Annotated in this window: 8 protein-coding genes and 2 pseudogenes; 5 read left to right on the top strand and 5 right to left on the bottom strand. The window is 52.8% G+C overall.

Annotated elements, in window-relative coordinates; translation table 11 throughout:
* Positions 1-32 precede the first annotated feature (32 nt).
* Positions 33-1,103 (bottom strand): annotated as a pseudogene (locus A8O25_RS22780) (chemotaxis protein CheB).
* 391 nt (positions 1,104-1,494) lie between these two features.
* Here A8O25_RS22780 and A8O25_RS24420 point away from each other — a divergent pair.
* Positions 1,495-4,334 (top strand): annotated as a pseudogene (locus A8O25_RS24420) (CheR family methyltransferase); the annotation flags it as partial.
* Positions 4,335-4,367: 33 nt separating this feature from the next.
* Here the strand turns inward: A8O25_RS24420 and A8O25_RS23120 are convergent.
* Complete coding sequence (locus tag A8O25_RS23120) at positions 4,368-4,670, bottom strand: hypothetical protein (protein ID WP_153042865.1); 303 nt, start codon at positions 4,668-4,670, stop codon at positions 4,368-4,370.
* A 104-nt stretch (positions 4,671-4,774) separates the two neighbouring features.
* On the opposite strand from A8O25_RS23120, the gene A8O25_RS21035 reads away from it, so the two are divergent.
* The gene (locus A8O25_RS21035) at positions 4,775-7,852 is read left to right on the top strand and encodes a PAS domain-containing protein (protein WP_082893809.1); all 3,078 of its coding nucleotides are present in this window, start codon (positions 4,775-4,777) and stop codon (positions 7,850-7,852) included.
* A 261-nt stretch (positions 7,853-8,113) separates the two neighbouring features.
* Here A8O25_RS21035 and A8O25_RS21030 read toward each other — a convergent pair whose 3' ends face one another.
* Both A8O25_RS21030 and A8O25_RS21025 read right to left on the bottom strand, forming a co-directional pair.
* Complete coding sequence (locus tag A8O25_RS21030) at positions 8,114-8,449, bottom strand: STAS domain-containing protein (protein WP_066839427.1); 336 nt, start codon at positions 8,447-8,449, stop codon at positions 8,114-8,116.
* Positions 8,450-8,504: 55 nt separating this feature from the next.
* On the bottom strand, positions 8,505-8,846 hold the full coding sequence (locus A8O25_RS21025; protein WP_066839425.1) for an STAS domain-containing protein: 342 nt from the start codon (positions 8,844-8,846) through the stop codon (positions 8,505-8,507).
* Positions 8,847-9,110: 264 nt separating this feature from the next.
* Between A8O25_RS21025 and A8O25_RS21020 the strand changes: the two genes are divergently transcribed.
* Positions 9,111-9,743 carry a response regulator gene (locus tag A8O25_RS21020; RefSeq protein WP_066839421.1) on the top strand — a complete coding sequence of 211 codons (633 nt, stop codon included), beginning with the start codon at positions 9,111-9,113 and terminating at the stop codon, positions 9,741-9,743.
* A gap of 269 nt (positions 9,744-10,012) precedes the next feature.
* Here the strand turns inward: A8O25_RS21020 and A8O25_RS21015 are convergent, their stop codons facing one another.
* Positions 10,013-10,213: a hypothetical protein gene (locus tag A8O25_RS21015; protein ID WP_066839419.1), complete on the bottom strand. Its 201-nt coding sequence runs from the start codon at positions 10,211-10,213 to the stop codon at positions 10,013-10,015.
* Between the two features lie 535 nt (positions 10,214-10,748).
* Here A8O25_RS21015 and A8O25_RS21010 point away from each other — a divergent pair.
* Positions 10,749-11,465, top strand: a complete 717-nt coding sequence (locus A8O25_RS21010; RefSeq protein ID WP_206598728.1) for a cation diffusion facilitator family transporter — start codon at positions 10,749-10,751, stop codon at positions 11,463-11,465.
* Positions 11,462-11,743, top strand: a complete 282-nt coding sequence (locus A8O25_RS23590) for a cation transporter dimerization domain-containing protein (RefSeq protein WP_206598727.1) — start codon at positions 11,462-11,464, stop codon at positions 11,741-11,743. The genes A8O25_RS21010 and A8O25_RS23590 overlap by 4 nt, the downstream gene beginning before the upstream one ends.
* The last annotated feature ends 504 nt before the right edge of the window (positions 11,744-12,247 follow it).

The raw sequence follows: 12,247 nt of genomic DNA, 5'->3' as shown, positions 1-12,247 counted from the left end.
CTGTTTTTTTACAAAAACAGGCCGAAAACAGATTATGCCCATTCGGCGTCTGCGTCATTCTCCTGGGTCTGTTGGTTTTTGGAGTTGGCGTTGGCCAGCAGCACCTTTCTGATGCGTTCTATGTGCACCTTCAGCTCATCGGCGCGTTCTTCCTGAGTATTCGCCCAATATTTGCTCCCCCGCCGGCGGTCTTGGTCTGCCATGGAACTGAGCAGGGTGCGGCGCTCTTCCAGCATGCGCAGCGCCACCCACATGGTCTCCTCCAGGGCCTCCATGTTCCCGGCCAGGTAGGTCTCTGGGGTAAACGTATGGCCCGTGTGGCACCGGAAATGGCTGAGATGCCCGTTCTTCACCTCCCACAGCGCACCGCCGCAGTCTGGGCAGGTAATGGGTACCTGTGGCCCCAGCAGCCCCATATCCTCAGAATGGCCGTTGCCCTGGGTCATTACCCGCTCGGCAATGGTGGCCTCGTATTTGATGTCATCTGGCACGGCGTGGTCAGTAGAGGCCGGTACAGAGACCAGTTCCTGCAGCAGCAGCCCCATCTCCCCTACCGGCACCGCATAATCCACCTCCATCTCATTCATCACGCTTTGGGGCATGTCTGGGTACTCTGCCTCAGCGGGCAGCTGCACCATGGTGAGGCCGCCGCTGCGCTTGACCGCCTGCATGCCTACCGTGCCGTCTTGCAGCATACCGGTAAGAATAATGCCAATCACACGGGAGTCATAGGCCGCCGCGGCCTACCTGAAGAGCGGGTCAATGGCCGGCCTGAACAGGTTCTCCCGCGGCCCTTTGGTGACCAGCATGCGCCCCTTCTGCAGCAGCAGGTGATGGTCCTGGGGGCAGAAGTACACGTGGCCCGGCTCAAAGGTCTTCTCATGCTCGGCCACCTCACAGATCAGCTCAGTGTTTTTACTCAGGCGTTCCACCAGAATATGCACGTTTGAGTTGCGCGCCAGGTGCTGAACAATGAAAACAGAGGCAGGCAAGCTGGCCGGCATCTGCTCCAGCAGCTTGATAAGTACAGCCATGCCGCCGGCTGAGGTACCCACCACAATAACATCATGATGGTTTGCTTGGGTAGTAGGGTTGGGTCGCATTAGAAGTGTTTACGGGTATGGCCAACAAAATGATCATGGTGTACGGCCTTGCCCCCGTCTATGACCATTAACCGCCTCATATATTTAAAAAGTGCAGTATAAATACGGTATTTCACCCGCTTCATTCCTTAACTTAGCGGTAGGCCTTTAAAAAAAATGTAAATTGGTGAAGTGCCTCTGCTTTCGTTTCAAGGAATCTCAGACGCATCCGGAAGGCTGCCATTCTGAGCAGCCTTTTACTTTTAGACCTTTTATGCATTTCCATGGCAGAGAAAAACGCCACCCCAGCTTCGGCTGCGCCGGATAGAAAACCTACAGAAGCTTCCCTCTTACCCGCAGAAGGCACGGCCGTACCCCAGCATTTCCTGGTGGTGGGGCTGGGGGCTCAGCGGGCTCACTGGAAGCGTATGAGGCCTTCTTTCAGAATGTTCCGGCAAACCCGGGCATGGCGTTTGTGGTGATACCGCACCTGGCCCCCGAGTTTAAAAGTAACATGGTGGAGATTCTGCAGCGGCACACCGTGTTACCCGTGAAAGAGGTACAGCAGAACCTGCCGCTAGAGGCAAACCAGGTGTACGTGGTGCCGCCGCAACAGGAAACCGGGGTAGAGAACGGCGTATTCAGATTACACCCGCCATTTCTGCCCTCAGGCCAGCGCATGCCCATTGATTTCTTCTTCCAGAGCCTGGCCAAGGAGATGCGGGAACGGGCGGTGGCCATTATTTTCTCCGGCGTGGGCACAGACGGCACCTTGGGGCTCAAGACCATTGTAGAGCAGTACGGCATGGTGGTGGTACAGGACCCCGAGACGGCACTCTTCCACAACATGCCCCGCAGCGCCATCAAAACAGATTTTGTAGACTACGTGCTGGCCCCTGAGGAAATGCCGGCCAAACTGGTCAACTTTTCCAACCTCCCTCACCAGAAAGGGCGCCCGCTGCTGGACAGCAAAAAGTCTGAGCAGTCACTGCAGAAGATCTTCTATTTGATCAGGAGCCAGACGGGGCATGACTTCTCCAAGTACAAGCGCAACACCATCTTCCGGCGCATTGAGCGCCGCATGAACCTGCACCAGACCAAACAGTTTGCCCAGTACGTGCGCTTTCTGCAGGATAACCCGGCCGAGGTGGAACTGCTCTTCAAAGAATTCCTGATTGGCGTCACCCGTTTTTTCAGGGATGAAGATGCCTTTGAGCTGTTAAAAAGCAAATACCTGCCCCGCCTGCTGCAGGAGAAGAAAGAAGGCGACACCGTGCGGGTGTGGGTGGCAGGCTGCTCTACCGGCGAGGAAGCCTACTCCCTGGCTATTCTGCTGCAGGAGTGCATTGAGCAGCACCCGGCCATACAGAACCTGAAGATTCAGATTTTTGCCTCAGACATTGACCCAGCCGCGATTGAACGCGCCCGCAACGGCAGTTTCCCAGAAAACATTGCCGCAGATGTATCTCAGGAGCGCCTGAAGCGGTATTTTGTAAAGATAGACAGCCAGTACCAGATCAGGAAAGAACTGCGGGAGAAGGTGGTCTTTGCCCTCCATAATGTGAACCGGGACGCCCCCTTTACCAAACTGGACCTGCTCACCTGCCGTAACCTGCTCATCTATCTGTCACCAGAACTGCAGCGCAAGGTGTTTCCCGTCTTCCATTACTCCCTGAACCCTGGGGGCATTCTCATGCTGGGTTCTTCTGAGACCATTGGCGGGCACCCAGACCTGTTTCAGGCATTAGATGTCAAATGGAAAATCTACCAGCGGTCAGAGTCTACCGTGCCCATGTCCCGCATAGATTTCCCATTTTCCTTTTCAACCACAGAGCCCGTTAAACCTCTGCCAGAACCAGACTTACAAGTGAAGCGAGAATCAACCATGTCAACGGCGGTGCACCGTATTATGCTAGACCAGTTTGCCCCGCCGTCTGTGATCATCAACGCCAAAGGCGATATCTTTTACATACACGGCCGCACTGGCCGCTATTTGGAGCCGGCCCCCGGCCAGGCCAAGCTCAATATCTTTGACATGGCCCGTGAGGGCCTCAACTATGAACTCAACAGCGCCATACACAAGGCCAACCTGCTGCGCGAGGTGGTCATGGTTGAGAATGTGCAGGTGCGCAACGAGGTGGGCACCCAGCACATCAAGCTCACGGTTAAGCCATTAATGGAACCAGAAATTGTAAAGAACTTTCTCATGGTAGTGTTTGAGGAACTGCCGGCGGCCAAGAAAAAACCGAGAAGGTCAAAGGTCACCGGTGAAACCAACACCCAGAAAGATGACATCATTGCCCAGCTGGAGATGGAGCTGCAGTTCACCAAGCAGCGCCTGCAGACCACAGTAGAGGAAATGCATTCTTCGCTGGAAGAGCTCAAGTCTACCAATGAGGAGCTGCAGAGCGCCAATGAGGAACTGCAGAGCACCAATGAGGAATCTATGACCAACAAAGAGGAGCTGCAGTCTTTGAACGAGGAGCTCATGACCATTAACCTGCAGTACCAGGCCAAGACTGAGGAGCTGATCAACTCCAACAATGACATGAAGAACCTGCTGGACAGCACTGAGCTGGCCACCATTTTTCTGGACCAGCACAACAACATCAAGAACTTCACGCCGCAGGCCACCCAGATCTTCAACCTGATCAGGTCAGATGTGGGCGCTCCATCACCCATATTGCCTCCAACCTCAAGTACCAGGACATCACCAAAGACGTGAAAGAGGTGATCACCCGCCTGCGCAGCAAAGAGGTGCACCTGCAAACGGCAGATGAGAAGCAGTGGTACTCTATGCGCATTATGCCGTACCGCACGGTAGACAACTTCATAAACGGCTCTGTGCTCACGTTCACCAACATCACCGCGTACAAGGAGATGGAACTGAACCTGGCGGCCACCCACCTGTACGCGGGGGCCATAGTGGGCCTGGTGCAGGAGCCGCTGGTGGTGCTGGACCACCTGCTGCGGGTAGAAATGGCCAGCCAGAACTTCATTGAAACCTTTAAACTGGTGCCGGAACAGGTAAAAGGGCAACTGCTCTTTCACCTGGGCAACGGCCAGTGGGACATTCAGGCGCTGCATGAGGCCATGGAGCAGGTGCTCATAGAGGGCAAAGACCTGCACAACTTTGCGCTGGAGCACCATTTCCCCATTCTGGGGCTTAGAAATATGCGGCTGAAAACCCACCGGGTAGCGTATAAAGACAACAAGACATTTAAAATTATCCTGGCCATTACAGTTATATAGGCAAAGAAAGTTAAGTAACAACGGCTGAAGGGTTTATATACCGGAGGCACCCGCTTTTTTACCACCTTGCCCCTGCGGCGGGAAAAAATTGCCAGGCAGCAGCGGTGACCAAGAAATATCATATGCATTTTGGGGCTGTTTTTCTAAAAACAGCCCCAAAACAGAAAGCAGCCACCACCGTAGTACTAACTTCGTCGTTCTGTTGTCATGCAGAAGAAAGAAAAATAAAAAAGGAGTGTGATCCCCTTTGCCTCCACCGGGGATTAGCGGCAAAGGGCGGGCATTCTTTACCGTCTGTTTTGGGGCTGTTTTTCTAAAAACAGCCCCAAAACGCAAACAGGAACACTTTCTGGGTAGCAGGCAACAATCATACTTTGCCTGCCTCCCGGGCAGTTCACCTGGGCCTACCATAAAACGTCTTCATTTCACCCCCAGAAATCATGACATTACCCATATCTCCTATGCAGGCACACCAGAACTCAAAATTACGCGAGCGGGCAGAGAAACTGCAGCGGTTGGTGACCGTAGAGGAAGCTGAGAAAATGACCCCAGAGGAGGTGCGCGCCGTGATTAAGGAGCTGCAGACCTACCAGATTGAGCTGGAGATGCAGAACCACCAGCTGGAGCAGACGGCCGCCGAGCTGGAACAGGCCCGTAACAAATATCAGGAACTGTATGACACCGCCCCATTTGGGTACATTACCTTAAATGAAAACGGCCTTATTGAGGAAGCCAACCGCACCGCCGCCCAGTTGCTCAACCACCCTCTTGGACTACTCCACGCCACCCGCTTCAGCTTTTTTGTGCAGCCCAATAGCATCGCAAATTTCTACTCCCTTCTCAGAAAGATTCAAAGCAGCCCCGCTTCCCACCGCACAGAACTAGAGCTATACCCTACCAAGAGTGAGGCCATCTGCGCCCAGGTAGAGGCCATACGCCTGCAGGAAGAGGGCCAACCGCCACTCTACCGCCTGGTGTTCCTGGATGTAACCGAGCGCAAAAAGGCAGATAAGGCCCTCAAGAAGAGTGAGCAGCTGCTGCAGGGCATTATCAACAGCGCCATTAACGGCATACAGGTGTTCAAGGCCGTCAGGAACGCTCTGGGGCAGATTGAAGATTTTGAATGGGTGCTCCTGAACCGGGCCGCCGAGGAGTTCATGCACACCACCTTTGCCCAGTTACGCCATACCACCCTCTCGCAGGAAGTCCCGGAAGAAATCACCTCCGGCCGGTTTGCCCGCTACCTGCAGGTGGTGGAAACCGGCCAGACCCAGACTTTTCCCTCTCATTACAGAAAAGGAAACCAGGAGTACTGGCTCAACATGGTGGCCGTGAAACTGGATGACGGCTTTGTACTCACCTTTGAAGACATCACCGAGCGGCACCTGGCGTATGAGCAGCTCAAAGAAAGTCAGCACATGATCAAAACCATGGCAGAGGCCATGCCAGACTTTCTGTACATTGAAGACCTGGCCCAAGGCCGGAACATCTACAACAACCGCAATTTCCTGGCCTTTCTGGGCTACTCCGCCCAAGACATTGTGGGGCACCCGCGGGAGCTGCTGGACACGCTCTACCACCCAGAAGATGCCTACCTGCTGCTTACCCGCCCGCAGCGCTTTGCAGACGTGCAAGACGGGGAGGTTCTGGAATCTGATGTGCGCATCAAAGCCAAAGACGGCGGCTGGCGGCACATACAGTTCCGGGAGACGGTCTTTAAACGGGACACCAACGGCCAGCCCACCCAACTGGTGGGCGTAGCCATGGACCTGACAGACAAGAAGCGCCAGGACCTGGAGCTGCAGCAACTGCACGAGACGGTTACCGCCATTCTAGACAACCTGCCCGTAACCCTCTGGCGCTTTGCCAAAGACGGCCAGGTGCTGGAATCCAGGGGGTCTGGGTTAAAGGCGCTGGGGCTCAAAGAAAACCAACTGATAGGCCAGACCTTTGCCGCCGTGCACAAAGAACTGGATTCTCAGATCAAAGACACCTTGCAGGGAAACAAGATCAGTACCCTGGCCGAGTTTGAGATTGACGAGGAGAAAGTGTTCAAGCAGGTGTACCTGTTCCAGGATTCCCTTTCGGGCGAAGCCATAGGTTTTTGCCTGGACGTAACCGAGCAGAAACGGGTGGAGGCCGAGGTGCAGTGGCGCAACTTCATCTTAGACCAGCTCATCCAGAAGCTTCCGCTCATCTTAGGCATCCTGAACAAAGACGGCACCTATCTGGAGCTGCGGGGCAAGGGCTTAAGAAGGCTGGGCATTGCTGACAATGAACTGGTGGGGCACAACCTGTTTGAGTTTTTCCCCCAGCTTGAGAGTTCCCTGGAAGAAATTCTGACCGGTGAGGCGGTAAACTTTATTGAGCGCAAAGAATTTAACGGCCTGTATGCCTATTACCAGAACTTCGGGCTGTTTGACCCGCAGCGGGAATACGGCATTGCCTTCGCCATTGACGTCACAGACCTCATTGAAACGCAGGAGCACCTGCTCAACCAGAAAGAATTCTCAGAGAATCTGCTGGAGAACAGCATTGACGGCATCATGGCCTTTGACCAGAATCTGTGTGTCACCTCCTGGAACAAAGCCATGGAACAGGTACTGCAGGTCTCCAAAAACCAGGTGCTGGGCAAGCCGCTGCCGTTGCTCTTTGCACAGAAACACCAGGCCTACGTGCAGCAGCAGGCAGAACGGGTGTTGCGGGGGGAGCACCTCACCACCTATGAGATTCCGGGGCTGGAGACCGGGCGCATGTTTGAGGTGAACCTGGTGCCTTTCACCAACGCCGCAAAAGAAGTGGCCGGTGCCTTGGTCATTGTGCATGACATCACGCAACAGCGGCAGCGGCAGGCCGAAGAAACCAGTTTTAAGCTGTCTCAGCAGAAAGGGATCATGGATGCCGTGCTCACCACCCAGAATGAGGAGCGCAAACGCATTGCCGAAGCCCTGCACAACAGCCTGGCCCAGCTGCTGTACGCCACCAAACTCAACCTGGAAGACATTCAGCTGGAAGGAAATGTGCAGAAAGAAGCGTTACTGCCCCTGCAGAAGGTCTCCAGGTTCCTGGAGGAGGCCATTAAGGAAACCCGCACGCTGGCGCATGAGCTCATACCCAGGGTGTTGCAGGATTTCGGGTTGAAGTCTGCCCTGAAAGACCTGGCCACCCGGCTTTCCACCGGTTCCTTTACGGTACAGTGCGTGGTCACGGGCTTTGACCAACCGGTAGACCATACCCTGGAGACGCACCTGTTCCGGTTTGTGCAGGAGCTCCTCAACAACGTGATGAAGCATGCAGAGGCCACCTCTGCCCTGGTGCAGGTGGTAGACAAGGGCCCTACCATTAGAATACGGGTGGTAGATGACGGAAAGGGAATGCCGGCAGAATGGCAAACCAAAAACCTGAAAGGGATGGGAATTGCTACCCTGAGAGACCGGGTAAAACTATTACAGGGCACCATTAAGATTGACTCCGCCCCCGGCGAAGGCACCACCGTCACCATTGATCTGCCTCATTAGGTTATATTGCGTTTGCTGTTTTCAGAAAAACAGGCCAAAAACAGCTTTGCCGTTGGTACTGCCCCGCGGCGGCAATGCCGGGTTAGGGATAGGGGCTACTTTCTGTAAAACGCCTTAAAATCAGAACCCTTGGCACCCGCAGACGCCCGCGCCAGACACAGAAGGCCCGTTTGAAGAGCGTGTAGCACTGCGCGTAAATGTTTCCCTATAAAGTTGGTGTGACAGGTGGCAGAAAGGAGTGATATAGAACGGCCGCAGAGGTTATTTTACTTGCAGCTCGGCTTCTTTTTTAGACGGGACAATGGTCATGAGCATGTGCAGGCCCAAGAGTTCAAACACATTTCTGACATGGTCACTCATGCCGTAAAGCACCAGGTTAATGTTTCTTGCCTCAAATGACCCCAGATGCGAGATCATCACCCCCAACCCAGCTGAGGAAATATATTTCAACTCCTCAAAGTCAATCCAGAGTTGTTCAATAGGTCTGCATAATGCCATTTCAATCTCTCTGTCTAACTCCAGGCACGTAGATGCATCTAACTCGCCGTTCAAACGCAAGATGTACGCCTGCTCCCCCTCCTCATATGTGATCTTCATTGGCTTTTTTTTATTAAAGTAAGTAATTTAGGATCACAAAACACAATTTAATTTATTAATTATTCTTTAAATACAACTCAGCTGTTTCTGGAGAATCCAGCACCTTTACCAGTGAATCAAACCCTGAGTTATTGACAAGCGCTTCTATGGCTTTGTTCAAACCACAGAGAAGTAACATTTTCTTCTGTCTCTGAATCTGCTGCACAAACGGCAGCAAGCCCCGCAGGCCGGTGGCGGTGACGTGCTCCACCCCTGTCATGTCTATCAGGAGGTGCCGGGGGGGTGAGAGGGCCTCCAACTGCAACCTTTTAATGATTGCCTCTGCCGTACTACCGTCTAGCGTACCTTTTAACGTAGCAAACAAAGCCCCACCTGTTACCTTCGTTTGAATTTCCATGGCCGTACAGATGCATCTGCTTTCTAAAGGTGTCTTTTTTATTCTACTCCCCCCTTACAAAAGTAGCGATCAATTAACCGCAAAAAAATGATACTTCTACTCAATTTCATACATAAGTATAAATACTGAATTTGAGTGCAAATACTGTAAATCTCTATGAGTTTATGTATGTTTTCCGCCTTCTGCGTATAAACCCCTAACTTTCATTTTAAGTTTAAAAATGAAAGTTTTTTCACCTCAATCAGTAAGTGGTAAACGTAGGATATGACAAAAGTAATTCTGGTAGATGATCACACCTTGATCAGAGATGGGCTGAAATCTTTGCTGAAGACAGAACCAACTATTGAAATAATTGGAGAGGCAGAAAATGGGCAGAGACTCCTGGATCTCTTACAAACGATCACCCCAGATGTGGTCATGCTGGATTTGAACATGCCTGTAATGGACGGTTATGAAACCCTCAAGCAATTGCAGCTGAAACACCCTGACATTAAGGTGCTGGTGCTCACCATGCTGGATCAGGACAGCTATGTGCACAAGGTGCGTTCTTCTGGCGCCCTGGGCTATGTGCTGAAAACCGCCGGCCGTGATGAGTTGGTACACGCCATCAAGACCGTAGCTACCAACAATTCATACATATGCTCTGAGATTGCGGTGAACCTGCTCAACAAAGCCAATAACCCAGAAGCCTCTGCTCCGCAGAAAACGCCCTTAGAACTCTCTAAGCGGGAGATGGAGGTGTTGCGCCTCATTGCCGAAGGCTATACCAACGCTGAGATTGCTGACAAGCTCTTCGCCAGCAAACGAACCATTGAGTCTCACCGCCAGCACCTGATAGAAAAAACCAAAGCGCGTAACACCGCCACTTTGATCAAGATTGCCCTGCAGGAAGGTTAGATAGAATAATCATTCTGCCTAAAAAGCAACGTCTCCGTTTTTTTGGCCTGTTTTCTCAGAAACAGCAAAACGGAGACGTTGCTTTTCTATTCACCCCAGTCCTGCTTTAGCTTTTATCTGAACAGCAATCCCCAAACCCAGAAGCGGGCGGGCATGTCTCTCCCAGTCTTCGGGGTGAAGAGGAGTGGCCTCATCTGGCTGGTTGCGGCAGATGGAACGCTGGCCAGGCTGAGAAGACTCAGGCTCAGGAGAAAGCGCAGCCGCTTTGGCTATTTCTTCTTTTTGGGCACCTGTTTCAACTTGAACACGCTTTTACCAGCATCCGGGGCCTGCATGTACTGCTGGCGCAACGCCTGCAGCTTTGCCATGGAGGCATTCACAAAAGTCTTGTCAACCGGAAGCAGTTGGCTGTCTTTTAGCAGCTTCTCAATGGGTTGTCCCGCAACCTTCTTCTTAACTGAAACATTCATACACTAAAGCTGGCCTGATTACATGTACCGACAACGAATTTAGGGGATATGTGCCACTCCTGCAATAGGGTCTTATGTATTTTCCCATATTTTTGTTGCATTCCCGAAACAATAACTTTACATTTACTTACCTTAAATTAAAGTTATGAATCCATTCCTGGGCTTCCTGTTTTTCTTCTTAGGTCTGCTTGCCTCTCTGGTGATGTGGCTGTTGGGCCTTCTGTTTAACTAACCACCCCGGTTTCTATACGTTTTGGCAACCATTGCACATACAGCGGTTGCCCGGCTTCTGATAGATGTACGTTAGAGCAGGTTTTAACCTTGCCTTTTATATTGCATCTGGTGCATAGCAAGGCCTGCCTTGGTGGCGCTGGCCTCAGTGCTCAAACCTCTTAGGCAGTTTCCAGGCTGACCGGTTGAGCAATAAAGGCAAATGTTCAACAGGCTCTTAGCGAAGCGGTAAAAAAGCCGTACTTTTGCACCCCTCTTGGCTTTTCACCGTTGTAAGAGCAAAGGGAAGTTTAACGTACGTCCTATGTCCACCTCTTCGCCAGCCGTCTCTCCTATTCGCCTCATGGCGCAGATGCTGGTATTGGCTCTGGTCCTGCTGGGGGTTAAATTTGTTGCGTATTTCCTGACCAATTCAAATGCCATCTTAACTGATGCGCTGGAATCAATCATCAATTTTGTGACGGGCGGGGTGGCCCTGTACAGTGTGTACCTGGCCGCCAAACCCAAAGACCAGGACCACCCGTACGGGCACGGCAAGATTGAGTTTCTTTCTTCTGGCCTTGAGGGGGCTCTCATCACCCTGGCCGGTGTAAGCATTATCATCAAATCTGCCTACAACCTGGTCTATCCCCACCCCATCCAGAAAATGGATGTGGGTATCTTCCTGACCCTGGCCACCGGCGCCGCTAATTACCTGGCAGGGCGGTATCTGGTAAAGAGGGGAACCGACCGGCACTCGCTCACCATTATTGCCAACGGCAAGCATCTTCTCTCAGACGCCTACTCCAGCGCTGGCCTGGCCATAGGCCTGGGGTGCATCTACTTTACGGGCCTGCTTTGGTTAGATGCCGTGGTGGCCATCATCTTCGGCTCCTTTATCACCTACACCGGCTATGGTCTGGTGCGCAATTCTATCTCAGGGGTCATGGATGAGGCCGATCATCACCTCATGGACCGGATCATCACGGTGCTGAACCAGCACGCCGGGAGAACTGGATTGACCTGCACAACCTGCGGGTGATTAAGTACGGCAGCCAGCTGCACATTGACTGCCACCTTACCCTGCCCTGGTATTTTAACCTGCAGCAGTCCCACAAAGAGGTGGAGTTGCTGCAAGAGATGATTACCCAGGAGATGGGAGACGTGGTAGAACTCTTCGTACACCTGGACCCCTGCCTGCCCCCGGTCAGTTGCCGCCTCTGTACCAAGTCAGACTGCCACGTGCGGGAGCATGCTTTTGTTGGGCGTGTAGAATGGACACTGGCGAATGTGAGTGAGAATCAGCGGCATGTTTTGTAGCGGTTTATTGTTTGCTGCTGCAGGGGCAAGGCGTAGTTCGCTGCCCCCTGGGCTGTGGCCGATGGTGCAGTAGTGCCTTACGGGATAATAGTTTTATAGCCCCATCTGCTGCTGCTGGAATGCGTAGTTCGCTGTTGCCTGGGCTTTAGCGCTTGACGCGGTGGTTTATTTGCTGCATTGTTTCATCTTTTACATTAAGCGCTCACGGCCGCGGGGCCCCGTCCTGGCGGTGAGCACTGCTGTTAAAACTACGCCTTTGGCGTTGCCTTCGGCACCGTATGAACAGAGGCGCTCACCCCCAGGACTGGTTGCTGTTCCTCTCCTGCTACTTCCTTACTTGCTCATTCTGCCTCTGCACGTAACCGCTGCTGATCCGCTAGCCTGGGGCGAGCCCGTGCTGCGCACATCCGTTATGGCAGGTGCACCTTTGCTAGAGGAGTTGCGTTTCTGGCCTGTTTCCGGAAAACAGGCCAGAAACGCACTGGGGTTTTCTCCCACTTCTGG

The organism is Rufibacter ruber (assembly GCF_001647275.1).
Classification (GTDB): Bacteria; Bacteroidota; Bacteroidia; order Cytophagales; family Hymenobacteraceae; genus Nibribacter; species Nibribacter ruber_C.
The sequence above is the reverse complement of the archived record's forward strand: the minus strand, read 5'-3'. Positions and strand labels throughout refer to the sequence as shown.